The sequence below is a fragment of the uncultured Campylobacter sp. genome (genome assembly GCF_938018035.1).
Classification (GTDB): Bacteria; Campylobacterota; Campylobacteria; order Campylobacterales; family Campylobacteraceae; genus Campylobacter_B.
The window spans coordinates 1-24,233 of sequence record NZ_CALIJF010000209.1; the positions used below are offsets into that span (position 1 = coordinate 1).

Consider the following 24,233-nt stretch of genomic DNA (forward strand, 5'->3'; position numbering starts at 1 on the left):
TTACGATTTTTGGCTCCAGAGCTTGCGCGCCCAGCGCCAAAAGCGGAAGCAGGAGCAGGAATTTTAATGCGCTTGGAAAGCTAAAACTTCGCATTAAATTTAAGCCCAAATTGAGCGAATTTTGCGCGGCTTTGCAGGTTTTCATATTTTGCTTCCTTTTGGCTTGGTTAAATTTGAAGAATTTTAAAATTTGAAGCTAAATTTTAGATAAATCCTCACGGAGTTTGGACTGTGGATTTGGTTTATGATGCGGGCGGAGCGTAAGCCGTGCCCGTAAGCCTGCACGCGCTGTTTAACGGAGCTGAGCGTTAAATTTCGGCGCGCTTTAACATATCTGCGACGATCGTCCACTCGCGCACGAGCCTTTCAAAGCTAAAATTTGCATTCGCAGGGCTAGTCGAGGGTAGCTTGACGGGCTCTTTGCCGGTTGCGTTTAAAATTTGAGTTTTTAGGTATTTTTCACAGATTTCATGCGCCTTGCCGCCGTTTGCGAATACCTGCGCGATACGCGCGCCGCTAAAGATCGGCTCTAAATTCGCAGGCACGACGGCGGTCATTTTGGCGTCGCTCGAGCCCTTTATCTCGCAGCAGATCGCCGCGTCGTAGATGGCGATGCCGCGGGCGAGCAGGAATTTTATCTTTTCATCCGTGCTCGCAGGCGGCGGCGCGTTTAAAATTTGCGCCAGCACCCGCCAGAAGCGATTTTGCGGATTTGCGTAGTAAAAGCCCAGCTTGCGAGAGGGGGCGGAGGGAAAGGAGCCGAGGATTAAAATTTTAGAATTTTTATCAAAAATCGGCTTAAAAGGGTGGCTCTGGCTCATTTTACGCCTGCTTTGTATTCGCCGAAAACGCCCGCCGGAGCGCCATAAATTTATCTTTCATTTTCACTTTATCTCTCGCAAATACCCGAATTTCGCCTGTGAAGCAGCTTGGAGCTGAAGTTGCGCGGCGGCAGATATTTTGGCGCACTCGCTGTATAGTGGCTCGCAGTAAAAATTCCGATGGTCTTGCCGCGGCGCGCGATTTGGGCCTAAATTTCAGCTTTCCAAGACCACAAAGCAGAGCTTTCGCGGCTAAATTTAAAGCCTCGCGACGGCAAAATTTTAACCGTCGCGGCAGTTAAAATTCCATCCGCCGCAACTGCCCCGAACTGCCACGCGCTAAATTTTAGGTACCGAGATTACGCGCACGAGCTCGCCCTTTTTGAGCTCTTTGACCTCGAGCGGCGCGACGAGCAGGACGCTATCGTCGTCTAAATTGTTCAAAATCGCGCTGGAGCCTTGCTTTTTGCTTTGCAGGCTAACAAAAAGCCGCCCCTCTCTGTTTTGCAAAACGGCGGGCATAAACTCCAGCCACCGCGTCTTTTTTACGTAGTCGTGATCCAAGATTGCGCTAAATTCGGTGTTTTCGTGCACGCCGAAGGATTTTTGCAAAAATACGCGCAGAAACAAAATGCACGTAATGAGCGCCGAGAGCGGGAAGCCCGGGAATGCGAAGATATATTTTTCGCCGGTTTTGGCTACGCGCACGTGGCGGCCCGGTTTGATCGCCGCACCTTTTACGATGAGCTCAAATTTTGATTGTAGCGTGCTTTGCACGAAGTCGTAGTCTCCGACGCTCACTCCGCCGCTGGTTAGAAGTATGTCGGCGCTCTGTAAAGCCGATAAGATCGCGCCTTCCAGCTCTTTTTCGTCATCGCGTACTAGAGGCATTATCATCGCTTCGCAGCCTAGCTGCGTTACTAAATTTGCAAGCGCGATGTGGTTGGAGCTGTAAATTTGAGCGTCGTTTTCGAGTTTTTCGCCCAGATCCTTAATCTCGCTGCCGGTGGCTAGGATCGCTACTTTTGGGCGGATGAATACGCTTATATGAAATAGACCAAGCTCTGCTAGCAGCGCGATTTGCGAAAAGCCGAGCTTCGTGCCGCTACGAAGCAAAAGCTCGCCCTCGCGGTAGCTCTCGCCCGCTGCGCGCACGGCAAAGCCCGCCGCGACAGGCTTTGCGACGATAATTTCGCCGCCTTGTACCTGCACGTTTTCGATCGGCAGAAGCGTGTCGCTACCCTCGCACATTAGCCCGCCAGTGAAGGTTTTGACGCATTCTCCCGCTTTTGCCGCGGCGCCAGGCATCTTGCCTGCAGGCGTCGTGCCGACGATCTTAAATTTAGCCCCCTCGCTTAGATCTGCGCCCTTTAGCGCGTAGCCGTCCATCGCGGCGGTCGGGCGGCGCGGAGTGCTAAAAGGCGCTGCGACGTCGCTTGCCAAAATACGCCCCAGCGCCTGCGTGATCGCGACTTTTTCGATGCGCGATGACTTTTGCACCGTGCTTGCGAAGCGCTCCATCGCGCTTTCAAATTTTTCAAATTCCATCATTTGCCTCCTACGATTTTATAAATTTGATCTTCATTTATCAGTTTCGAGTTAAATTTCACAACGAGTTCGCCATCGGTCTCGTAAATTTCAATAATGCCCTTTACGCCCTGTAGTGCGGAAAAATCGCCGCCTTTAGGAAAGTATAAATTCTTAAAAAGTTTTGGATCGCTCAGCCTAGAAAGTAGCACAAGCCAGATCACACCCAAAACCGCGACGCCAATGCCTAGCGCTTCGATGCCAATTTTGCCAAAAAGTGCGCCGCCGCATAGCCCGCCCAAAAAACTGCCAAAAAATCCGAACGAATTAAAAATCCCAAGTGCGGCGCCTTTTTGAGCGACTTTGGCAAATTTGGACGCAAGGCTTTGCATAATGGGCTCATGCGCGTTAAATCCCACGAAAAAGAGCATCACACCCACCACGAAAGCGCTCGCCCCGCTAGCAAACGCAAAAATCAAATACGAAGCGATGAAAAAGCAAATGCCGATAAGTAGAATTTGCTTAGCTAGCGCGCGCTTTTCGCCTAAAGCACCGCTCGCGCCCATCGCGGTAAAGCCGAAAATAGCGCCTAGAGCATAAATTTTAGTCAAATCACTTTTGGAAAGTCCGAATTTTTGCACGAGCAAAATTGGAATTAGAAAAAACGCTGCCGTCATGAAAGCTTTTTGAAAAAAATTCGTTAAATTCATAAGCATTAAATTTTTATCGCTCAAAAGTGAGCCGAGCGGGACCTTTTGACGCAGAGAGCGGATATGCGGTTCGGTAGGTACTACGAAAAAAAGCAGCGCCAAACATAAAAGCGTAAGTGCCGAACTTAGATGAAATAGGCTGGCAAGTCCAAATTTGGCGCTTAAAAGCGGACTTAAAATCATTGCTACGCCAAAGCTCACGCCTATCATCGCGCCCATTACCGCCATCGCCTTACCGCGCTCTTCCTCTCGCGTAAAATCGCTAATTAGTGCGGTAGCTACGGCTCCTACAGCACCGCAGCCTTGCAAAAAGCGCCCAAAAATCATCGTATAAATGCTCTCACTCGCCGCGCAAACGCAAGCGCCCACGATAAAAAGCGCCAGCCCTATAGCAAGGGTTTTCTTACGTCCGATCTTATCGCTTAGCACTCCAAATGGCGTTTGCAAAATCACTTGCATAATCGCATAAATTCCAAAAAGTAGCCCCACTAGGCTTTCGTTTGCGCCGTGCAAGCTCAATGCATACAGGCTAAGCACGGGCAGCAAAATAAATAATCCAAAAAACCTCGTAGCGATGATAAAACTAAGTGGAAGGACGCTTTTTAGCATAATCTTAGACCTTAAATAATATGAAATTTGCGCCGATTATAGCCAAAAATCGTAATGAATTCTTTGATTTTGGGTAAAATGGCGCATTAAATTTAAGGAGAGCGGATGAAAATCTTACTTGCGACGAGCAACAAAAATAAAGTAAAAGAGATAAAAGAATTTTTCACGGAATACGAAGTGTGTGCACTCGGCGAGGTGCTGGATCCTTTTGAGATCGACGAGTGCGGCGCGAGCTTCAAACAAAACGCGCTTATCAAAATTCGCGCAGTGCATGAGGCGCTAAAAAGTAAAAATTTACAGAGCGAATTTTTTGTGTTAAGCGACGATAGCGGTATCTGCGTGGACGCGCTGGGCGGGGCTCCGGGGATATTTTCGGCGCGCTTTAGCGGAGCGGACGCGACGGATGCGAGCAACCGCGAGAAATTAGCCGTTAGCCTACGCGCGCTGGGGCTAGAGGAGAGCCCTGCGCATTACACGGCGGCGATCGCGCTAAAATGCGATTTGGGCGAGTTTTGTACGCACGGCTTCATGCACGGCACGGCGATAACGCAGCAGCGCGGGCAAAACGGCTTCGGATACGATTTTATGTTTATTCCGCGCGGATTTGACCGCACGATCGGGGAGCTACCCGCTGCGGTGAAATTTGAAATTTCGCACCGTACGAAGGGGCTGGCGCTGATGCAAATTTTGTTGAAAAATTTAGAAAAACAGATGAGGCTTGCTAAATTTCATTAAATTTAAAGCCGTAAAAAGCGGAATTTAAGAAAAAATATATATAATACGCTTTTTATTCAATCCACAAAAATCTACGGAGCGTAGCGCAGGCTGGTAGCGCATCTGGTTTGGGACCAGAGGGTCGAAGGTTCGAATCCTTTCGCTCCGACCATTGTGGTGAGTTTAGCTCAGTAGGTTAGAGCATCAGATTGTGGTCCTGAGGGTCGTGGGTTCGATTCCCACAACTCACCCCACTTTATGCGCTCGTAGCTCAATTGGATAGAGCAACAGACTTCGGATCTGTAGGTTGAAGGTTCGACTCCTTTCGAGCGTACCACTGATTTGATATTTTGCGCTCATAGCTCAGTTGGATAGAGCAACGGCCTTCTAAGCCGTAGGCCAGAGGTTCGAATCCTCTTGGGCGTACCATATTAAGCTCATATTAAGAGCTTTTTGGCTAATATGCGCTTTCTTTTTTGCGGATGTGGTGAAATTGGCAGACACACCAGACTTAGGATCTGGCGCCTCACGGCATGAAGGTTCAAGTCCTTTCATCCGCACCATCCATTCTACGCGTTCCGGATTAGCTCAGCGGTAGAGTAGGCGGCTGTTAACCGCTTGGTCGCTGGTTCGAATCCAGCATCCGGAGCCACTTAAATTCCCTAATCCTTAATTAGTAAAATATAAAATTTTAGTGCAAAATACCTTTTATATATTAAGCTCTATAAAAAATGCCTTTCGTAAATTTACTGAAAACGCAAGCATATTAAATATAGCAACTCGTTTGTATTGTAAAAATGATATAAAATTCACATACAAAACATATATTTACATTAATGTGGACATAAATCCGTCCTCTTTACATAGTAAAATACCTCCAAATAAACAAGGAGGCACTAATGAAAAACAGAAATTTATTCGTAGATAGCGAGATATATGACCTTGCCAGTCTTTGGATACTCAGAGCGATATTTTGTGCTGGAGGACAAAGAGAATTTCTAAAATCCAAATATGGCAACCTTTTGGAATTTTTAGAGATTAATTCGGACGAGCCAACCCGGCAAGATATTAAAATCCTAAAAGATAAGCTTGCCGTTCTTGAGAAAAGCAAAATTTCATGCGAGTTAAAAGAGCTCGAATATAATTTAAATTTGCTTCAAGCAAATTTAGGTTTAAACGATACCGAAAAGGCTATTTTGAGGTTCGTCGCGATTATGTTTAATTACGAAATCGTTTCGGACGCTTGCGAGCTGACAGAAAATTTAAACGATAGACAGGCTGCAAAAGCCATATCACAGATATTAAATTTAAGCTTTATTGACGTGCAAAGAGCTTTTAAAAAAGATGGAATTTTTGCTAAAACTTCACTTATAAAATTAGATATCTACGGACGCAATTTAAGATCAAAAATTGACGTGATAAATAACGACTTCATAGGCGCTTTATTTGTTAAATGCGAAAGCATAGACGAAATTTTCGCAAGCACCATAAAACCTTGTAGCAATACAAATTTAACTCTTAAAAATTATGCTCATATTAAAGATGATACGCAAATTTTAATCTCTTTTTTAAAAAATGCTATCCGCAAAAGACAAAAAGGCGTAAACGTGCTTTTTTACGGTTCTGCAGGTACAGGCAAGACCGAGCTTAGCAAGGTTTTAGCAAAAGAATTAAGTTTAAAGCTTTATGAGGTTGCTTATGGAGACGAAAGCGGATACGATAATGAAGCCCAAAGAATAAAATCTTATTGCCTCGCGCAAAATATCTTGCAAGCAGGTTCAAATTTGCTGATGTATGATGAGGCTGAGGATGTATTTAACATAAATAACGATGAGAAAAGGCAATACGGCAAAGCCTTTATAAATAGAGCTCTTGAAACCAATGAAGTACCTACTATTTGGATTACGAATAATATTTATAGCATGGACGAGGCCGTCATTAGACGTTTTAATCTAGCCATAAAGCTTGAGGTGCCTAATAAAAATGTAAGAGCGAGGATCATCAAAGAATATAGCGCAAATTTGATAGATAATAAGCTAATCAATAAACTTGCAAAAAATAAATTTATTGCGCCCGCAATCATTAGCAATGCAAGCTTAGTCGTTTCGAGCTTAAGTTTAAGAGATAAAAATAAGGCTTTTGAGCGCGTGATAAGCAACACTTTAAAAGCGCAAGGCTACGGCGCGCTAGAAAAGGACAAGAAAAAAGACAGATTAAAAGATGATCTACCTAGCAGCTATGATCCAAATTTCGTAAACTCAAGCTGCGACCTAAACGAGCTAATGCAGGGCATAAAAGAGAGCAAAAGCGCTAGGATTTGCCTTTACGGAGTACCAGGAACCGGGAAGAGCGCCTATGCTAAATTTATCGCTAAAAGCCTAAGAAGGCCTATTATCATCAAAAAAGGAAGTGAGCTTTTATCTATGTGGGTCGGCGGAACCGAGAAAAATATAGCCGAGGCTTTTAAAGAGGCTGGTAGCAAAAAAGCAGTGCTCGTATTTGATGAAGTCGATAGCTTTTTACAAGATAGAAGCCTAGCTGCTAGAAGCTGGGAGGTAACTCAAGTAAATGAAATGCTAGTGCAGATGGAGAGCTTTGGCAGCATCTTTATCGCTACGACGAATTTGATCGATAATCTCGATAAAGCAAGTCTTAGAAGATTTGATTTAAAGCTTGAGTTCGGATATTTATTGCCAAATCAAGCATTAAATTTGTTCAAAAAAGAGTGTGCATCACTAAGGATAAAATTTGACGAAAACCTAGCTGCAAGAATTTCGGATTTAAGCTTTTTGGCGCCAGGAGATTTTGCGAGCGTGCGAAGACAGGCTAAATTTAAAAAGGTTAAAAACAGCGATGATTTTTATGAGAGATTAGAACGGGAAGTGGCTTTAAAAAATGAAAAGAAAGTAAAAAGGATAGGGTTTTAGCAACACAACTAGCGGAATTAAAATGGTATCATTTTTATTTAAAGGATAAAAATTTTAGGCTTTTTATAGTAAAATTTTAAAAGATTTAAGGAGAAATACTATGACAAATGACGACAATGAGCAGAATAATTACATTTTAAGTGTAGATGACATACTAAGTAGCGCAAATTATCAAATCCCATACTACCAACGCCCATATGTATGGAGTGAGGATTTGGCTTTAGGACTGCTTTCAAGCATTAAAAGATCGTTTAAAAATGGAAGCTCTAATGAAATTTTACTAGGGCACATAATTTTGCATAAGGAAGCACATGAAAACAAAGAATTAATTAACAATATAGTCGATGGGCAGCAACGTATAACTACACTAGCCATTATTTTAAAAGCTCTGGGTGATAATGAAGTGCCTTTTTTAGATAATAAAATAAATTTCTTATCGCATAAGGCTTTGAAAAGAAATTTCGATCTCTTGAAAGCGGAGTGCGACAATATAAAAGACAAAGAAAAATTTATAAGTTACATAAAGAATAGAGTCGAATTTACATATATAAAGACAGGAAATTTAGACGAAGCATTTTTATACTTTGATACGCACAATACCAGTGGTAGAGCTCTTAGCGAAACGGACTTACTCAAAAACCACCACCTAATGTTTATGGACGAGACAAAATCAAAGCAACTAATGCTTCACTACGCTAAAAAATGGAATGAGTATTCTTTATACGACATTAATACATCTTGGTTTTTGAGAGAAAATTTGATATTCCGCACATTAAGAAGCGCACTATATATAAGACGAACTAAAACTGACGCTTTTAATCCATATAGAACTTTTGGTTATTATGGTGCAGATGAAGAGTGGTATAAGTTTAATTATTCTATTTTTGAGGAATTTAAAAACCATTTTGATGAGAAAATCAAAATTTACAAAAGCAATATATCGCTCACGGATGATATTCTTGGAGGGGCGAGCTTTTTTGAATATGTTTTTCGGTATTGCGATATTTTAAAATACATTGAAAGTAATTTCATATATTTTCATGAATATTTTACGGGATGTAGTTATCTAAATCATGCTTGCCACGTAGTTTTGCTATTTATTGCCGACAAGTTTAGTATCAAGGCATTAGACGAGGTTGCGAATTTAGTGTTTTTAAATATATTTGGCGTCGCCTGCGGATATGATAGAATTTCTGGTGATAGTCCGCGGATAATAGTTCAACGGCTTTTGCAGCTTACTGATACCTCAAGCACATTGGAAACGCTGAAAGTAAAAATAGAAAAAGAGCTAAAAACTAATGCAGAAATATCGAAGATTTTGCCCAAAAATCGAGAAAAGCATTATAATAGGATAAAGGACAAGACAAAGTACACCAGGGACTACATGGCCGATAATTCTTTTAATATTATAAATTTTGAAGGAGAAGAAGATGGAAGAAGCAAAAGCAAATAATCGTACTATACACAGCATAAAGAGTTATAAATTTGAAATACCTTTTTACCAAAGAGCGTATTCTTGGAAAAAACAGGATATTGAAAAACTAATAAGCGATATAAACGGCAAAGAAGGGCACTATCTCGGCAATATCGTAGTTAAGAAGAATGATGATAAATTTATCGTCATAGATGGACAGCAAAGACTTACTACTATTTATATTATTTTTATGGCTTTAGGAGTAAAAGAAAAACCGTTTGAACTAAGCTATGAAATAGATAGTAGCGATGGCGAAAAACTAAAAAACTTTAACGTAAATGAACGCAAATATGTAAATAGACAAATTTTAGATGCCATCCTTTTTGCTAGCAACAATGAAATTTTGTGTAAAGATAGTTTCGAAAAGAATATAAATTCGGCTATTTTTACGATGACTATTATCCCAGAAAATGTCAAAGCTACTGAGTATTTTGAACTAGTTAACACAAAAAGCATTCAGCTTGAAAATCATCAAGTTTTAAAGGCTAGATTTTTAAGTAATATTAAAGATAACTATGCAGACGTAGCAAGAAAATGGGATATGATCTCAAATATGGACGAAAAATATAAAGATCAAATTTTAGAAAGAAATCAAGCAGATTTGCCTATCGAACCAAAAACAATAAGAGAGCTTTTGGAATCAGATTTTAATGGCAAAGAAGAAAAGCAAACCAAAACAAATTCTCATACAAAAAGCTTAGTAAAATTCTCGGTGTTTTTACTTCTAGTTTTGAAGGTGTTTGTTGCCAAAAACGGCTTGAATGTGGATTCTGAGAATAAGGTGGACCCTAATAATAAGATTATCATAGACAAAGATAAACTTTTGGGGGAATTTGAAAAAGTTTTTAGAGAAAAGACAAATTTGCACTATGAGTTTATTGCTTTTTTAGAAAGTATGCGTAAAAAATTTGATGAATTCGTCTATAGAGATGACGAGATGAAAAACAAAATATTGCTAAATTTGCAAAGATTATTTTACTATACTAGCGAATACGACAAGCCTGAATTTATTGCCGCACTTTTGGCTTTCTTAGACAAAAACTCACTAGATGCTTGTAATGATAAAAATACACAAAAGGTTATTGAATTTCTCGAGCAATTGGATAACGAGCTGGCAAAGAGCGCTTTAAAAAACAATGAATCTCGTAAAATAGTAGAAACCATAAATGACGTTATAGGAAAAATTTATAAAGGCGAAAGTCTGGAAACGCCAGTACTTGAAAAAATCGACTCTAAATTTTTAGATACTGGAACAGCAGTACCGCACTATTGGTTCTATAGGCTAGAATACCTACTTTGGCGAGATTTTAATAGTTTAAGTGCTTGTGATACTTGCGCGGATGATATAAAAAAAGTATTTCCTAAATTTAATAGAGATGAATATCTAATCAAATCCCAAGACACGGTGGAACATATGTGGGCAACAAATTTGCAAGAAAATGGCAAAGCACTAGATGATTTTGGGAATTTGGCCTTAATAAGAAAGGATTTTAACTCTAGTTTAAGCGATTATGATTTTGGCGAGAAGTTAAAAAGGATAAAGGAAGGCCCAAGCTCGAGTATAAAAATGCTAATATTTTACGCATCGCAAAAGGGATACGATAGGGATATGATCGGTAGACTCGGCGATGAAATGAAGCAAATTCTTTTTCAAGGCATAACAAATGACCCTCTCTAAATCCCTCTACATCCGCGGCCTTCAGTGTGAAAAGAGCTTGTGGCTTAAAAAGAAAAAGCCTGAAGTTTTGCAAGCTCCAGATGATAGCGCGCAGGCGGTATTTGATACCGGAACATCAGTAGGCGAGCTAGCCTGTGAGCTATTTAGCAGTGGAGAAAGGATAGAATTTAGCGGCGATTTTGACGCACAAATAGCAAAAACAAAAGAGCTTATCAAGCGCGGCACAAAGGTCATATACGAGGCCACTTTTTGCTTTGACGGCATCCTTGTGATGGTTGATATCCTTCGCATAGGCGTGGATGGGCTTATCATCAACGAAGTAAAGAGTTCGACTTCCGTAAAAGACGTATATATCGACGATGCGGCCATTCAGTATTACGTCATTAGCTCGCTTGGCTACGAGGTGAGCCGCGTAAATATAATCCACATCGATAGCACCTACACAAGAGACGAAACGCTAGAGCTTGAAAAGCTATTTTGCGTGCAGGACATAACCGAGCAAGTGAAGCAAAAGCAGCGAGATATTCCTAAAATTTTAAATAAATTTGATGAGATTTTAAGCCAAAATGATGAGCCCGACATTGATATAGGCGCACATTGCTCAAATCCTTACGCTTGCGACGCTCGGGAGTACTGCTGGCATAAGCAGCGAGCTATCCCGGAGTATAGTGTATTTGACATCTCTCGTCTAAGAAGCGATAAGAAATTTGAGCTTTATAAAAGCGGCGTGGTTAAATTTAACGATATAAAAGATCTAAGTAAATTTAACGCCTCTCAGCAAATCCAAATAAAATCAGAAATCTCGCAAGAACAGATCATAGACAAAGATGCAATAAAAGAGTTTTTGGATACACTCCGCTACCCGCTCTATCATCTCGACTTCGAGACCTTTCAGCAGGCGGTGCCGCAATTTATTGGGCTTAGGCCTTACGAGCAGATACCTTTTCAGTTTTCAATCCACAAAGACGACGGCAAGGGAAATTTACAGCATTTCGAGTTTTTAGTAGAACCGGGGGCCCCTAGATACGACGAGCTAGCGTTAAATTTAATCAAATTTATCCCGCAGGACGCCTGCGTGCTAGCCTACAACATGAGCTTTGAAAAGGGAGTGATAAGACGTCTTGCCACAAACTATCCTCGAATTTCAAATGAGCTTATGGCTATCCACGACAATATAAAAGACCTCATGGCACCCTTTGCAAGCAAAAGCTACTACCATCCGAAAATGAAAGGTAGCTACTCCATAAAATACGTCCTGCCCGCACTCGTGCCCGAATTAGAATTGGCGTATAAGGATTTAAATTTAATCCATCACGGAGGCGAAGCTATGCAAGCATACGCCGCTATGACTTTTATGAAAGAAACAGAGCGCGAAGCTTATAAGCAGGCTCTGCTAGAATACTGTAAGCTCGATACGCTAGCAATGGTTAAAATTTTAGAAAAACTTTATGAGGCTGTGCACTAAGACAAAAAATGCCTAGTTTGTCTGCTACAATGCTTTAAAATTTTAAAGGAGGAGATATGGATATAGAGAAATTTGAATCTATGCTAAAGCAAATCAAAGTCTTAAGCGATAAGCTAGAAGTGAAAAAGCTGCGCGGCAATAATGACTACAATCTATTTTTGGCGCTTTTTGACGCTAGCGACGAAGTGCGGTTGCACTCGCGCTTTATCTGCTCGCTACTCGATCCGAACTCGCCGCATTATCAAAAAGAGCTATTTTTGGAGCTTTTTATAAAAGCATGCGGGCTAGAGGATTTTGGGCTAAATTCGCAAATCGCAAAAGTCTATAAAGAATATGAGAATATCGATATCTACATAACTGACGGCACGAAGCATATTATTTTAGAAAATAAAATTTATGCCGGCGATCAAGAGGCTCAGATTAAAAGATATATAAAAACTATCCAACAAGAAAACGGCAATGAAGCTGAAATTTACGTGCTGTTTTTATCACCGCAAGGGCGCGAGCCTACCGGCTATAGCCTACGGACTAAAAATCAAAGACGGCAGAATTTCAAACGAAAAGGGCGATGAAATCGCTAAATTTAAGGCGATTTCATACGACAAAGAGATAACTGCGTGGCTTGATCTATGCCTTGAAGAAACGGGGAATTTAACAAATTTGAGCGCCGTAATATCGCAATACAAAAATGTCATCGAAAAAATTTATGGAAAATATAAAGGAGTACAGATGGATACAAATGAGATTAGTAAGATAATACTCGAAAACTATGATATAGTTGAGGAGATAAAAAATAAGTATTTCGATATAGCCAGTTCGAATAAACTTAATGAATTTATGTTAAACGTAAAAACTGAGCTCGAAAAAAGGCTACCGCAAGAATGGCATGTCGATGATATAAAAGATGCTGATACGAAAAGATATTTTTCACCTATAAGTTTTTATAAATATGATTGGGGTCGTAATAGTATTATAAATTTTACCCTAGAATTTGATAGTAGAAATTTTTTAAATCCATATATTGGGCTTAAATATAATGAGAGCGGGAACAACAAGGAGCGCATAGGGATCAACAAGGAGCGCATAAAAGATATACAAGCTAAATTTACGCTTGCTGAGTGGAAAATAGGCACAACGTTTGCAAGGTGGAAATGGCTTAAAAAGGATCAGTTTTTAAGAGAAATAATCGTAAATAAATATAGTGAGACGGAACTAGTCAATGAGCTAATAAAAATGAAAAATGAACTAGAGCTGCTAGCCGATGAAATTGCAAAGCTAATTTAGGCACAAGTTATGCAAGACATGATCCTTCGCGCAAAAGAGATCGTCGAAAACGCCGATGCCGTCATCATAACCGCAGGAGCAGGCATGGGCGTAGATAGCGGACTGCCTGATTTTAGAGGCGATCTTGGATTTTGGAAAGCCTATCCGACTTTAAAGGATAAAAATTTAAGCTTTACGGAAATGGCAAATCCGCAGTGGTTTTTTAGCAGCCCTGAGCTAGCCTGGGCATTTTACGGACACAGGCTAAAGCTCTATAACGCAACCCAGCCTCACGAGGGTTTTACCCTACTAAAAAATCTTTGCGAAGAAAAAGGTGGCAACTACTTTATCTACACTTCAAACGTCGACGGACATTTTGAAAAGGCGGGATTTGACAAGGATAAAATTTACGAGATCCATGGCTCCATACATCACGCGCAGTGTATCCACAACGATGGCGGAAACATCTGGAATATGGACGAAAATAATGTCGAAGTGGATGAGGATAGATTTATCGCTACAAAGATGCCCGTTTGCCCCGAGTGTGGATGCGTGAGCCGCCCAAACATATTGATGTTTTACGACCACGAATTTAATCACAAAAGAGCTTGGGCGCAGCGCAAAAAGTATGATACATGGCTTAGTCACAATATGAACTCCAAAATAGCCATAATTGAGATTGGAGCAGGTCTTGCGGTGCCTACGATCAGGATTTACGGAGAAAGGATGGCAAAAAGATTTAAGCGCGCTCATCTAATCCGCATAAACCCGCTAGATACTCACGTAAGCGCGTATAGAGGTATGGCGATAAAGGCAGGCGGACTTGAAGGATTAATAGCGATCCTTGGCTGATATTATCCCTTTATTTTTAGATAAAATAATATAAAAGGAGCCTAGATGCAAAAACCGCAAAAAATAATCCCGCAATCCGGTAGCAACAAATACGAACGCATAAACGAAATAGCCACCTTAATTAGCAGAAAACCCCATTCCATCTCCGAGCTCGCGGAAAAATTTGGAGTTTGCACCAAAACTATCCAAAGAGACCTTTACGAGGTGCTAGCGAAAAATGGAGCTGTAAGAAACGGCAGGATGTGGAGCATAGATAAAACTAAAATCAAAGATGGCTTAGATCAGGAAGAGCGCACCGTCATAAATATCCTCGATAATATCTCAAAAACTATGGGCGCAAATTTCTACTCAAAGGCCCACGTTTTGCTAGAACAGATCACAAACCGGCTAAATCATCCGATTTTAACCAATATAAGCAGCGAAAAATTAAGTGAAGATGACTTTATAAATTTCGAGCTACTTGAAAACGCCGCCAAAGAAAAAAGACTAGTAGAGTGCGAATATAATAACTTTAAATTTAAGATAAAACCGCTAAAACTAGCTATGTTTGATGGGTTTTGGTATTTGCTTTTCCTTGATATTGGTAAAAACGATACCTTTAAGAAATTTCATCTAAAAAGCATCGCAAATATTAAGGTGCTTGAGGGCAAATTTGAAGTAGAAGCAAAAATAGAGGATAGACTAAAAAATATAAACTCCGCGTGGGCGACGTTGGATGAGCCAAAGACGGCTAGGCTGCTTTTGGCTCCGCAAATAAAGAAGTATTTTGAGAGAAAACCATATGCTAAACAAAACATAATGGGGCAAGACCCCGATGGCTCTGTCGTAATCGATATAGAATATACGAATATAATGGAGATAAAACCGCTCATTTACTACTACATACCATTTGTCAAGGTGCTTGAGCCAAAGGAGCTAGCCGATGTGGTGAAAGATGAAACAGGGGAGTATTTTAGGGGGATAAAATGAGTATATCGTATAAAATAAAGGTAAAATTCGGCGATTTATTGGACGCGCAAGCCGGTTATCTGGTAAACCCCTCAAATACGGCTATGCTGCTTGGTAGCGGTGTATCCATGGCTTTTAAAAGGCGTTGCGGCTCAAAATTAGAAGAGTATATGCAAGAGCAGCTAAAAATAAAAGACATAAAGCAAGGAGATGTCGTTAAAACCGCTTCAAATCATATAAATTTTCCATTTGTATTGCATGCCGCCGTAATGAATTATACCGATAGGTCAAAACCTAAGGCTCCAAGCCTAAACACTATCGTAGAAATTTTAAATAATTTGCAAGAGATAGTCTTGCAAGATCAAAACAAGCATATAAAAATAGCTCTACCGCTAATGGGATGCGGAGCAAGCAGGCTTGATAAGCGCGAAGTAATTTATGAATACAAGCGATTTTTCAAACAAAATTTAGACGCAGAGAAAGAATGCGAAGTTGAAATTTACGGATTTAATGAAAGCGATTTTGAATTACTCAAAGAGATTCTGATTAAAAGCTAAATTTTGGCTCGCTACAAGCAAAACGCTCTATCAATAGCAAGCAGGATCAAATTCGTTAATGCCGAACATTTTGCAATGATACCACACTTCGCTATTATGAAATTTCCATTAGAATTTTATAAATTTATTTGAAATTTTAAAGCTAAATTTCTAAAATATTAAGCTTCAGGCTTGAATTATATACCCTGCAGCCGCCTATTTGATCTACGCGCGCAATCGGATCGTGCACGTGACCGCAAAAGATAATTTTTGCTTTCATAAGTCCGTGCTTCAGCGCTCGGTAAAGTTGCACGTCGCCAAAGTCTCTACTATGCTCCACGGACGTTTGCGTGCGCGCGGGCGGGACGTGTGCTAGCAACACGTCGCACTCCGCAAAGTCCAAAATATCCGCATAAAGATAGGGAGCGCAGCCGAATTTCACACCCATGACCGTCTTGACATCGCCGTCTGCGTAAAGATTCGGCGCTCTCATCCATGTGGCGTCGCCAGAGTCATCCGTGTCGTGATTTCCGCTGCATACGAAAAGCGGCTTTTTAAAATTTTCTAGCCACTGCCGTACCCATGTTTTTTGTTCTGCGATATCGTTTTGGCTTGCGTCTACCAGATCGCCGCTTATACAGCAAACGTCGAATTTAAGCCTTAAAATTTGAGCAAATTTTGCTTTATCGAAGTGCAGATCGCTTGCGTGTAGAATTTTCATATCGTTTCTTTCTATTAATTTCGCATAATTTGGCGCTTTGCGAATTTACTCGATTTTAGTCCAACGCCTCGTCGTCGATACCAAAAAAACGCCAAAAATAGCTTGTAATCGTCGCACTGCGCAGCTTTTTAGCTTCCCGCCTGCCGCTTAAATTTTTGACTGCCCGAACGCAATCCTTAGCCTTTCTGCGCCTATCATCTTCATTTAAAATTTCTGTGCATTATATCTAAATTATTTACGCAGCGACTTCGCTGCCAAAAAATAGTTTAAATTTAATCCACGAAATTTCGAATTCTCATTTTATAAATAAATTTGATAAAATTTAGCCATTTATTGATTATAATCAATTTTTTTGCCTAAATAAAATCTTAAAATTACCAACTAAATTTTTTTACAAAGGATTTTCTATGAGCGACAATCTAGAGATGTTCTGTCATCAGTGCCAAATGAGCGCGCCAGAGGGCTGTGGCGCAAAAGGCCAAGACCGCGGCACCTGCGGCAAAACCTCGACGCTAGCGTTACTTCAAGACACTATGGTTTTCGGACTTAAAGGCCTTAGCGCCTACCGCCACCACGCGCACGAGCTCGGCGCCGATACTAGCGCGGTCGATACCGTTATGGCGGATACACTGTATTTCACGCTGACGAACTCAAATTTTAACTTTGACGAGCATATCGCGCAGCTGATGGCTGTCGGAAGCGCGGGCGTTCAGATGATGGATATCTTAAGCGAGGCGCATACCGCAAAATTCGGCGTACCGACCCCGGTTAAAGTAAGCCAAAACAAGGTCGAGGGCAAAGCGATTTTGGTTAGCGGACACAACCTGCATGCTCTTGAGGCGCTGCTAAAAGCGACCGAGGGCAAGGGCATCAATATCTATACCCATTCCGAGATGCTTCCTGCGCACGGCTATCCGCAGCTTCGCAAGTATCCGCATCTAAAGGGCAACGTCGGCAAGGCGTGGTTCGATCAGACCAAGCTTTTTAACGAATTTAAAGGCGCGATTTTGATGACCACGAACTGCATCGTGCCGCTTCGCTCGTCCTGTAGCTACGCAGACAGGCTGTTTGGCTACTCTATCGCGGGCACGGACGGCGTCAAACATATCCAAAACGACGATTTTACGCCGCTCATCGAGTGCGCGCTTGCATGCGGCGACGTGAGCATGGATAGCGACGAGAGCTTGGTGACGGGCGGACACTACAAGACGATTTTGAGCCTCGCGCCGCAAATTTTAGACGCGATCAAATCTGGCAAAATCCGCCGCTTTTTCGTCATCGCAGGCTGCGACGCACCCGGCAAGGGACGCGAGTATTACCGCGAGCTAGCGCTTAGCCTGCCGAAGGACTGCGTGATTTTGACCTCCAGCTGCGGCAAATTCCGCTTCAACGACGTGGATTTCGGAACCGTGCCCGGCACCGAGCTTCCGCGCTATATCGATCTAGGCCAGTGCAACGACAGCAACGGCGCGGTCAAGATCGCTCTGGCGCTTAGCGAGGCTACGGGCATCGCGGTAAACGATCTGCCGGTCTCGATCGTGCTGATGTGGATGGAGCAAAAGGCGGTCATCATCCTGCTTGCGCTGTTTAGCCTAGGCGTTAAGAATATCAACGTGGGTCCTACGGTGCCTGAGTTTTTCAACGACGAAATTTTGGGCTTTTTGGTGCAAAATTTCGGTCTTCGCCTAATCAGCGGTGACGCGCAGGCGGATCTGAAATACTTCCTGGGCGAATAAATTTTATAGCGAGCAAATCGGGTAAATTTTGAATTCGGCAAAGCTCCGTTTTAAATTTACCCTTTATATAGCGCTTTTAGCGGAGCTAGCCGATTCACGGCTATTTTGCGCCGACGCTCATATTTAAATTTTACGACTATGCCGTCCGTCTTATTTAAATTTTAAAATTTCATAATCTCACTAAATGCTTCGTATAAGTTAATCAAGCGGCTTTAAATTTATGCCGTTAAATTTCAAAATACTCACGATTAGGCAAGTGGTGACGAGTGATATATTGTGAAAATTACGCCTAGCAAAGCACTCGCCTTATAGCTTTGCCACATAATTAAGGTCGTGCGGCATCGCGTAGAAGCCTTTGCGCCGCAGACTCTTTAGGTCGGAATGATTTTAGCGATTTGGACGCTTCACATAAATGATTTACGATATCCCCTACTTTTTCGTCCGTCGTACCAAGACGCGCCCAGTCGCCGAGTCTACAGGCTTTTTCGTAATAAAGTGACGCCTCCTGCATTTCTTCTATGCCGACTTGATACTCTGCATACAATCCGCAAGCCGCCCATTCCCCGCCTATGCCATCGCATCCCTTTTTATAAAGCTGCGCGGCTTGCGCCATATCTTGTTTGGCGCCCTTTCCCTCTTGATACATCATACCAAGCTGCAAGCAACTTGCTTTATGCTTGCCTGTGCAAGCTTTGCCTAGGAATTCTGCAGCCTTGCCTAGATCAATCTCGGGCGTCAGATTATCTGATCGCTCGGCTTCTTTCAGATACGATGCGGCAGCAGAGACGCAGGAGTCAGTGCGTCCTGCTTCGCAGACGATTTCATCTATTTTAGTTCCCAAACCGCCGAACGCTGCATAGCCCAACAGCACTAAAGTTAAAATTATCTTTTTCATTATAACTCCTCACATAAATTTAAAATCACCTCAGTGAGCTGCTTTTTCGCAAGATTTTTGCAGTATCTTGTTAGAATCGATACTTATGATTTTTTTGCCCAATTTGCACGCCTTGTCGTAGTATCTCATCGCCACTCTTTGATCGTCGCTCTCTATATTAGAGGCGTATATCGCGCAAGATACCCAGTTCCCCTCAGAATCGCAAGATATTCTATACTCTTCGGCGATTTTCGCTTTAATTACGTCCTGCATAGCCCTTAAATTTTGCGCTTCAAGCTCAGCAGGTCTGCTGCAATATCGCTTTACCGCATCGTTAAATCTAGGACTATTTTGTAATGCGAGATCCGAGCTGTTTTTACCAAGCTCGCAGGCCTTTTTATAATACTTCGCCGCTTCATTATTATCCTTTCCCTCCATAAACACGGCAAATAACCCGCAAGCAAATATATCGTCCTTGCTATCGCAATCTTTCTTATATTGCGCAGACGCATTTGTTATATCTGCAGCATCGCCTCTCATAATAGCCGCCATAGTGCAGCCGCTTTCATAGCCCGTATCGCATGCCTTTTCAAAGAACTCAAGAGCCTTTTTATCGTCTTTTGCTACCGCTTTCCCTTCATGATAAAATCCTCCTAATCCGAAACAACTAAGAGCATGGCCGCCGTCGCACGCTTTTTTATAAAATTTAAAGGCTTTTTGTAAATCTTGCTTTACGCCGAGATCGCCTAATTCAGGGATATTTTCATATGCCGCGCCAACCATACCGCACGTCTCCTCATACTTCATGGTCGCGTTCTCATTCGCAAAACCCTTGCCATTTTCGCAAGCCTTTTCCATTTCGCTTATCACCTCCTCGGGCGTCGGTTCTTTCGCCTCCTCAGCAAACATAAACGAGCTTAAAAAAGCCAAAGCTAAAATGATTTTTTTCATTTCTTCCTCCTTAAAATTTTTCGTATTATTTCACTTTTCGTTGTCAGATACTGTCATTTAATGGCATTAAATTTTATTGCTCTATTTGTTTTTAAAAATTTAGCCGAAAGTATACCTCCTCCTTAATAAGCGCAAAAATATACGATTGCCATGTTTTACAGCCTGCGTACGGTAGTCGCATCAATATCTAATTTTCAATCTATGACTTACTGGCGCTATGAAATTTTATAGCGCCTAATACCGACGAGCTCTTGATATACTCAAAAATTCTAAAATTTTTTAAGAGTCGATGTGCAAAATTTCAAAAATAAATTTCTAAAGTAAAATTATTTTAAAAACTTAATTTATAATTTAAGCTTTTATAAGCCACGAAATTTGAGCGCTCTTTTAAAAATAGAAAAATAAAATTTCGCTCTATAACTTAAAATTTCATTTTAAGACCGAAAATTCGCAATTTTTAATGCTAAAATTCCATAAATCTTTCATTCATTTCACATTAAAGGAGAGAAAATGAAAAGACGCGAATTTTTAAAAGGCGTTGCCGCGAGTGCGGCAGGTGCGGCGAGTGCAAACGCTACTAGCGTCATCAGCGACGATCTGATGAATAGCGAGGATGCGCCGATCACCGCCTCGCATTTCGGCGCGGTTAGGGCCCTTAGGCGAAACGGCAAATTTGAAGGCGTTTTAAGCGCAAGCGAGCTCGATTTTTTCCCGATCAGCCTTACTCAGGGAATCGCAGCACGCACATACGATGCTACGCGCATCGCGCGACCCTGCGTACGAAAAGGCTATCTAGAAAAAGGCTGGCAGAGCGACAAAAGCATGCGCGGCAAGGACGAGTGGATCGAGATTAGCTGGGATGAGGCGTATAAACTCGTAGCGGACGAGCTAAAGCGCGTACTTAAAGACCACGGCGCAAGCTCGATTTACGGCGGTAGCTACGGCTGGTACAGCGTCGGCAGCGTAAATAACCCGCAAACCCTGCTCGGTCGCATGTTAAATATCATCGGCGGCTACACTACGAGAAAGCTTAACTATTCGTGCCACTGTATAAGTGCGATAACCCCGCACATCAGCGGAACGGACGAGGCCAACGCTCTGCAAACCGCGTGGCCTACGATCCTAAAGCATAGCGAAGCAGTGCTCATCTGGGGTGCCGATCCGATCAATACCAATCAGATCGCATGGGCAGTGCCCGATCATGAGAGCTATTTGTATTTCGCAAAGCTAAAAGAGCAGATGCAAAAGCGCGGCGTAAAGGTGATCACGATCGATCCTGTATATAACAACACCGCTAAATTTTTAGGCTCCGAGCATATTTCGATCAACCCTACCACCGACGTTGCGATGATGATGGCGATATGTTATGAGATGATGGCGCAAGGACTTGCGGATGAAAAATTTCTTAAAAAATACACTCACGGCGCGGAGGAATTTAAAGCCTATCTTAGAGGCGAAAGCGAAGATGGGCTCAAAAAAGACGCGGCGTGGGCGTCTAAAATTTGCGGCGTAAGCGAGGATGAGATCAAGGGCTTGGCTAAAATTTTAGGCAGCAAGCGCACTATGATAATGTGCGGCTGGGGTCCGCAGCGCGCTCATCACGGCGAGCAGTTTCACTGGATGGCAACGGTGCTTGCCGCTTTCGTGGGCCAAATCGGGCTTGCGGGCGGTGGATACGGCTTTGGCTATCATTACAGCGACGGCGGCTGCCCTAGCCCCGCAGCTCCGGTAGGAAGCGCGCTAAGTCTCTCAAGCGGCGCGGCGACTACCTCCTCGGCTTTTCCGGGCTTAGGCAGCATGAGTATCGTGCCTGCCAGCGAGGGCGAGTAAAAACCGCGACAACATCGCAATCCCCGTCTCGCGTATCGTCGATTGTATCAATAACCCCGGCAAGGAGATAGATTTTAACTGCAAAAAGATAACCTACCCTAACATCAAGCTTGCTTACTGGGCGGGCGGCAACCCATATATGCACCACCCCGATACGAATTTGCTCGCGCGCACGTTTGAAAAGCTCGATACCTTCATAGTCCAAGAGTGCTTCTGGACGGCGAGCGCACGCATGGCGGACATCGTGCTGCCCGCTACTACCGAGCAGGAGCGCGACGACATAACCAAGTCGCATACGAATAAATTTATCATCGCTATGCATAAGATCGCCGAGCCTTACGAGCAGGCGCAAAACGACTATAAAATTTACTGCGAAATTCTAAAGCAGTTCGGCGAGAAGGAGTATATGGCGTTTAGCGAGGGCAAGAGCGAGATGGAGTGGATCAGGCAGTTTTACGACGCTTCGAAGAAAAAAGCGGACGCATCGAAGATAAAGATGCCGGAATTTGAAGAGTTTTGGAAAAAGGGCTTCGTGAAATTTGAAATTCCAAAGCACGCCTACGAATACGTAGCGATGGAGGAATTTAGAAAAAATCCTATCATAAACCGCCTCGGAACGCCGTCGGGAAGGATCGAGGTCGTCTCGAAAAAGATCGCTAAAGCGGCGCTGGACGACTGCCCTGCGCATCCAACTTGGATGGAGCCGATGGAGTGGCTGGGTGATGCGCAAAAGACGCAAAAGTATCCGCTAAATTTAATAACTCCGCATCCGAAATACCGCCTGCACGGGCAGCTAAACAACACTTGGCTACGAAGCCTAGAAGAAATCAGCGGTCGCGAGCCCGTGTGGATGCACCCAAAAGATGCCGAAGCAAGAGGACTTAAAAACGGCGACATAGTTAGGGTTTTCAACGATCGCGGTGCCGCGCTTGCGGGGCTCATCGTCACCGAAAACGTAAAGCAAAGCGTCGTGAGGATGCAAGAGGGCGGCTGGTGGGATCCGCTCTTTAGCTCTAGCGGCGATATGTGCGTACACGGCAACGTAAACGTGCTGGTACCCAACGAGCCTAGCTCGAAGCTTGCGTGCGGCAACCAAGCCACCGCGCTGGTGCAGATCGAGAAATTTGAGGGCGAGCTTCCGCCGCTTGCGGTATTTTCACAGCCGAAATTCGGCAAAAGGAGCTAGCGATGAGACAAAATTTTAAAATTTACGCGAGCGAGCGAGGTCAAATTTCATCGCCTCGCTCAGCTAGAATTTCATCGCCGGGCTCGGGTGGAATTTCATGCGAAACGGATAAAATTTGCGCACCCGAGCGAGGTAAAATTTTATCCAAAGCACTAGCGGCGTTTTTACTCGCAGCAGCTTGCCATTTGGGCGCGACGGATCTTTTCGTCGCGGCTCAAACCCCGCTTCTAAACAAAGCGGGCGGCAAGGAGATTGCCAAGCTGCACGTAGGCGCGAAGCTGCAAGTGCTAAAGGACGGCAAGGACTACGTGCAGGTGCGATACGCGGGCTTCGTGCCCGAAGGAAGCAACGTAAGCTACGCAAGGCTTGGGATTTTGGAGCAGGACTTGCAAGCGCAAAACGCAAAGAGCCTAAAGACGCTAAAGACCGTGAAGGACGACTACGATAACGAATGGGCGAACGTCACTATCGACGGCTACGTCGCGAAGCTCGCAGTGACGGACGATGCGGCTAAAATTTACGACGCGGGCGAAAATCTATTCAAGGAGCGCTGCGGCAGCTGTCACGCGCTGCACGGATACGACGAGTTTAACGTCAATGTCTGGCCCAGCGTGGTCGAGACGATGATACAAAACTCGGGGCTGCAGCCCGACGAATACGAGACCCTCGTGCGATTTTTGCAAAGCAAAGCGCCCGTGGAATGAAATTTAAAGCGCTTGCTATTTACGCAGCGGGTGGAATTTATCACTTAAATCTCGCCCGCTAAGTAAACTTAGAATTTTAATACTCGAAGCGGAATTTAGTTTTAAAATTTACAAAGTAAAGCTCTGCCCAGGAAATTTCGGCTATGAAATTTTGCGCTAGCACCCTTTTGTGCGAGTAAGCTCATTCGCCACGGCGTAAATTTCGGCTATAGACTTATGCGCGGAATTCTGCTTGATTTCGCGCAGTAAAATTTCACGCGGTAGCTTTCTACCGCAGAAGGAATTTCACCGCGCAAATTTTAAATTTTTAAAGCGAAATTTCAAATAAAATTCGCGCCATAAATCCATAGTGTAAATTCTATACCGAAAACTATAACTGCGCGACATCAATACGGATTTTAATCTAAATTTTACTCATAAATTTTGAGATTATTTTATAAGCGCATGGCGCACGGTTCGCAGAAATAAAATTTTAAGCAGATTTTGTGCAAAATTTCAAAATGTAGCTCAAACTCGCAAGCAGATAAATTCGCTGTAGCCTTGCGTTTAGAATTCAGCGCTAGCCGACAAATTTCGCATCTTTACGTCGGTGCAAATTTTAAAATTTTATGCAGGAGATAAAATTATAAGCCCGCGCAATGCATGAATTCTAAAATTCCACATCGCCTATAGAATTCCACGCCTCACACGACACATAAATTTTGAAA

Annotated in this window: 20 protein-coding genes and 6 tRNA genes; 20 read left to right on the top strand and 6 right to left on the bottom strand. The window is 42.9% G+C overall.

Annotated features, from left to right (window positions below; genetic code table 11):
- Positions 1-308: 308 nt before the first annotated feature.
- The 3 genes from Q0257_RS06405 to Q0257_RS06415 all read right to left on the bottom strand — a co-directional run bounded on the left by Q0257_RS06405 (position 309) and on the right by Q0257_RS06415 (position 3,667).
- Positions 309-821, bottom strand: coding sequence for a DNA-deoxyinosine glycosylase (locus Q0257_RS06405; protein WP_298023054.1), 513 nt, complete (start codon positions 819-821; stop codon positions 309-311).
- A 339-nt stretch (positions 822-1,160) separates the two neighbouring features.
- The gene (locus Q0257_RS06410) at positions 1,161-2,372 is read right to left on the bottom strand and encodes a molybdopterin molybdotransferase MoeA (protein ID WP_298023057.1); all 1,212 of its coding nucleotides are present in this window, start codon (positions 2,370-2,372) and stop codon (positions 1,161-1,163) included.
- A complete protein-coding gene (locus tag Q0257_RS06415; RefSeq protein ID WP_298023061.1) occupies positions 2,369-3,667 on the bottom strand; it encodes an MFS transporter in 1,299 nt (432 codons plus the stop codon). Before Q0257_RS06415 ends, Q0257_RS06410 begins: the two co-directional genes overlap by 4 nt.
- A 105-nt stretch (positions 3,668-3,772) precedes the next feature.
- Between Q0257_RS06415 and Q0257_RS06420 the strand changes: the two genes are divergently transcribed.
- The 16 genes from Q0257_RS06420 to Q0257_RS06495 all read left to right on the top strand — a co-directional run bounded on the left by Q0257_RS06420 (position 3,773) and on the right by Q0257_RS06495 (position 15,545).
- Complete coding sequence (locus tag Q0257_RS06420; RefSeq protein ID WP_298023064.1) at positions 3,773-4,402, top strand: non-canonical purine NTP pyrophosphatase; 630 nt, start codon at positions 3,773-3,775, stop codon at positions 4,400-4,402.
- Positions 4,403-4,476: 74 nt separating this feature from the next.
- Positions 4,477-4,553, top strand: a tRNA-Pro gene (locus Q0257_RS06425).
- 5 nt (positions 4,554-4,558) lie between these two features.
- Positions 4,559-4,635 (top strand) — tRNA-His (locus Q0257_RS06430).
- Between the two features lie 6 nt (positions 4,636-4,641).
- A tRNA-Arg gene (locus Q0257_RS06435) sits at positions 4,642-4,718 on the top strand.
- Positions 4,719-4,733: 15 nt separating this feature from the next.
- Positions 4,734-4,810, top strand: a tRNA-Arg gene (locus Q0257_RS06440).
- A gap of 49 nt (positions 4,811-4,859) precedes the next feature.
- Positions 4,860-4,944, top strand: a tRNA-Leu gene (locus Q0257_RS06445).
- 14 nt (positions 4,945-4,958) lie between these two features.
- Positions 4,959-5,033 (top strand) — tRNA-Asn (locus Q0257_RS06450).
- A 247-nt stretch (positions 5,034-5,280) separates the two neighbouring features.
- Positions 5,281-7,308 carry an ATP-binding protein gene (locus tag Q0257_RS06455; protein ID WP_298023067.1) on the top strand — a complete coding sequence of 676 codons (2,028 nt, stop codon included), beginning with the start codon at positions 5,281-5,283 and terminating at the stop codon, positions 7,306-7,308.
- Between the two features lie 100 nt (positions 7,309-7,408).
- The gene (locus Q0257_RS06460; protein ID WP_298023069.1) at positions 7,409-8,761 is read left to right on the top strand and encodes a DUF262 domain-containing protein; all 1,353 of its coding nucleotides are present in this window, start codon (positions 7,409-7,411) and stop codon (positions 8,759-8,761) included.
- Positions 8,739-10,460, top strand: a complete 1,722-nt coding sequence (locus tag Q0257_RS06465) for a DUF262 domain-containing protein (RefSeq protein ID WP_298023072.1) — start codon at positions 8,739-8,741, stop codon at positions 10,458-10,460. The genes Q0257_RS06460 and Q0257_RS06465 overlap by 23 nt, the downstream gene beginning before the upstream one ends.
- A complete protein-coding gene (locus tag Q0257_RS06470) occupies positions 10,447-11,925 on the top strand; it encodes a DUF2779 domain-containing protein (RefSeq protein WP_298023074.1) in 1,479 nt (492 codons plus the stop codon). The genes Q0257_RS06465 and Q0257_RS06470 overlap by 14 nt, the downstream gene beginning before the upstream one ends.
- 56 nt (positions 11,926-11,981) lie before the next feature.
- Positions 11,982-12,497: a PD-(D/E)XK nuclease family protein gene (locus Q0257_RS06475; protein ID WP_298023077.1), complete on the top strand. Its 516-nt coding sequence runs from the start codon at positions 11,982-11,984 to the stop codon at positions 12,495-12,497.
- Positions 12,385-13,209 (top strand): hypothetical protein, encoded by an 825-nt coding sequence (locus Q0257_RS06480; protein WP_298023080.1) that lies wholly within the window; start codon positions 12,385-12,387, stop codon positions 13,207-13,209. The genes Q0257_RS06475 and Q0257_RS06480 overlap by 113 nt, the downstream gene beginning before the upstream one ends.
- A gap of 9 nt (positions 13,210-13,218) precedes the next feature.
- On the top strand, positions 13,219-14,040 hold the full coding sequence (locus tag Q0257_RS06485; protein ID WP_298023083.1) for a Sir2 family NAD-dependent protein deacetylase: 822 nt from the start codon (positions 13,219-13,221) through the stop codon (positions 14,038-14,040).
- Between the two features lie 45 nt (positions 14,041-14,085).
- Positions 14,086-15,009 carry a WYL domain-containing protein gene (locus Q0257_RS06490; RefSeq protein WP_298023085.1) on the top strand — a complete coding sequence of 308 codons (924 nt, stop codon included), beginning with the start codon at positions 14,086-14,088 and terminating at the stop codon, positions 15,007-15,009.
- Positions 15,006-15,545, top strand: a complete 540-nt coding sequence (locus tag Q0257_RS06495; RefSeq protein WP_298023088.1) for a macro domain-containing protein — start codon at positions 15,006-15,008, stop codon at positions 15,543-15,545. The genes Q0257_RS06490 and Q0257_RS06495 overlap by 4 nt, the downstream gene beginning before the upstream one ends.
- 142 nt (positions 15,546-15,687) lie before the next feature.
- Here Q0257_RS06495 and Q0257_RS06500 read toward each other — a convergent pair whose 3' ends face one another.
- Complete coding sequence (locus Q0257_RS06500) at positions 15,688-16,245, bottom strand: metallophosphoesterase (RefSeq protein ID WP_298023090.1); 558 nt, start codon at positions 16,243-16,245, stop codon at positions 15,688-15,690.
- A 407-nt stretch (positions 16,246-16,652) separates the two neighbouring features.
- On the opposite strand from Q0257_RS06500, the gene hcp reads away from it, so the two are divergent.
- A complete protein-coding gene (gene hcp, locus Q0257_RS06505) occupies positions 16,653-17,981 on the top strand; it encodes a hydroxylamine reductase (RefSeq protein ID WP_298023093.1) in 1,329 nt (442 codons plus the stop codon).
- 325 nt (positions 17,982-18,306) lie between these two features.
- Here hcp and Q0257_RS06510 read toward each other — a convergent pair whose 3' ends face one another.
- Positions 18,307-18,876 carry a hypothetical protein gene (locus tag Q0257_RS06510; protein WP_298023096.1) on the bottom strand — a complete coding sequence of 190 codons (570 nt, stop codon included), beginning with the start codon at positions 18,874-18,876 and terminating at the stop codon, positions 18,307-18,309.
- Positions 18,877-18,906: 30 nt separating this feature from the next.
- Entirely contained in the window at positions 18,907-19,806 is a 900-nt protein-coding gene (locus Q0257_RS06515) for a tetratricopeptide repeat protein (protein WP_298023099.1), read from the bottom strand.
- Positions 19,807-20,316: 510 nt separating this feature from the next.
- On the opposite strand from Q0257_RS06515, the gene Q0257_RS06520 reads away from it, so the two are divergent.
- The 3 genes from Q0257_RS06520 to Q0257_RS06530 all read left to right on the top strand — a co-directional run bounded on the left by Q0257_RS06520 (position 20,317) and on the right by Q0257_RS06530 (position 23,526).
- A complete protein-coding gene (locus Q0257_RS06520; protein WP_298023102.1) occupies positions 20,317-21,636 on the top strand; it encodes a molybdopterin-dependent oxidoreductase in 1,320 nt (439 codons plus the stop codon).
- Positions 21,637-21,739: 103 nt separating this feature from the next.
- Positions 21,740-22,822 carry a molybdopterin dinucleotide binding domain-containing protein gene (locus Q0257_RS06525; RefSeq protein WP_298023108.1) on the top strand — a complete coding sequence of 361 codons (1,083 nt, stop codon included), beginning with the start codon at positions 21,740-21,742 and terminating at the stop codon, positions 22,820-22,822.
- Positions 22,823-22,824: 2 nt separating this feature from the next.
- On the top strand, positions 22,825-23,526 hold the full coding sequence (locus Q0257_RS06530; protein ID WP_298023105.1) for a hypothetical protein: 702 nt from the start codon (positions 22,825-22,827) through the stop codon (positions 23,524-23,526).
- Positions 23,527-24,233: the final 707 nt, after the last annotated feature.

Coding starts and splice junctions, on each gene's coding strand:
- Q0257_RS06405 (WP_298023054.1), bottom strand. CDS start 821: ATGAGCCAGAGCCACCCTTTTAAGCCGATTTTTGATAAAAATTCTAAA.
- Q0257_RS06410 (WP_298023057.1), bottom strand. CDS start 2,372: ATGATGGAATTTGAAAAATTTGAAAGCGCGATGGAGCGCTTCGCAAGC.
- Q0257_RS06415 (WP_298023061.1), bottom strand. CDS start 3,667: ATGCTAAAAAGCGTCCTTCCACTTAGTTTTATCATCGCTACGAGGTTT.
- Q0257_RS06420 (WP_298023064.1), top strand. CDS start 3,773: ATGAAAATCTTACTTGCGACGAGCAACAAAAATAAAGTAAAAGAGATA.
- Q0257_RS06455 (WP_298023067.1), top strand. CDS start 5,281: ATGAAAAACAGAAATTTATTCGTAGATAGCGAGATATATGACCTTGCC.
- Q0257_RS06460 (WP_298023069.1), top strand. CDS start 7,409: ATGACAAATGACGACAATGAGCAGAATAATTACATTTTAAGTGTAGAT.
- Q0257_RS06465 (WP_298023072.1), top strand. CDS start 8,739: ATGGAAGAAGCAAAAGCAAATAATCGTACTATACACAGCATAAAGAGT.
- Q0257_RS06470 (WP_298023074.1), top strand. CDS start 10,447: ATGACCCTCTCTAAATCCCTCTACATCCGCGGCCTTCAGTGTGAAAAG.
- Q0257_RS06475 (WP_298023077.1), top strand. CDS start 11,982: ATGGATATAGAGAAATTTGAATCTATGCTAAAGCAAATCAAAGTCTTA.
- Q0257_RS06480 (WP_298023080.1), top strand. CDS start 12,385: ATGAAGCTGAAATTTACGTGCTGTTTTTATCACCGCAAGGGCGCGAGC.
- Q0257_RS06485 (WP_298023083.1), top strand. CDS start 13,219: ATGCAAGACATGATCCTTCGCGCAAAAGAGATCGTCGAAAACGCCGAT.
- Q0257_RS06490 (WP_298023085.1), top strand. CDS start 14,086: ATGCAAAAACCGCAAAAAATAATCCCGCAATCCGGTAGCAACAAATAC.
- Q0257_RS06495 (WP_298023088.1), top strand. CDS start 15,006: ATGAGTATATCGTATAAAATAAAGGTAAAATTCGGCGATTTATTGGAC.
- Q0257_RS06500 (WP_298023090.1), bottom strand. CDS start 16,245: ATGAAAATTCTACACGCAAGCGATCTGCACTTCGATAAAGCAAAATTT.
- hcp (WP_298023093.1), top strand. CDS start 16,653: ATGAGCGACAATCTAGAGATGTTCTGTCATCAGTGCCAAATGAGCGCG.
- Q0257_RS06510 (WP_298023096.1), bottom strand. CDS start 18,876: ATGAAAAAGATAATTTTAACTTTAGTGCTGTTGGGCTATGCAGCGTTC.
- Q0257_RS06515 (WP_298023099.1), bottom strand. CDS start 19,806: ATGAAAAAAATCATTTTAGCTTTGGCTTTTTTAAGCTCGTTTATGTTT.
- Q0257_RS06520 (WP_298023102.1), top strand. CDS start 20,317: ATGAAAAGACGCGAATTTTTAAAAGGCGTTGCCGCGAGTGCGGCAGGT.
- Q0257_RS06530 (WP_298023105.1), top strand. CDS start 22,825: ATGAGACAAAATTTTAAAATTTACGCGAGCGAGCGAGGTCAAATTTCA.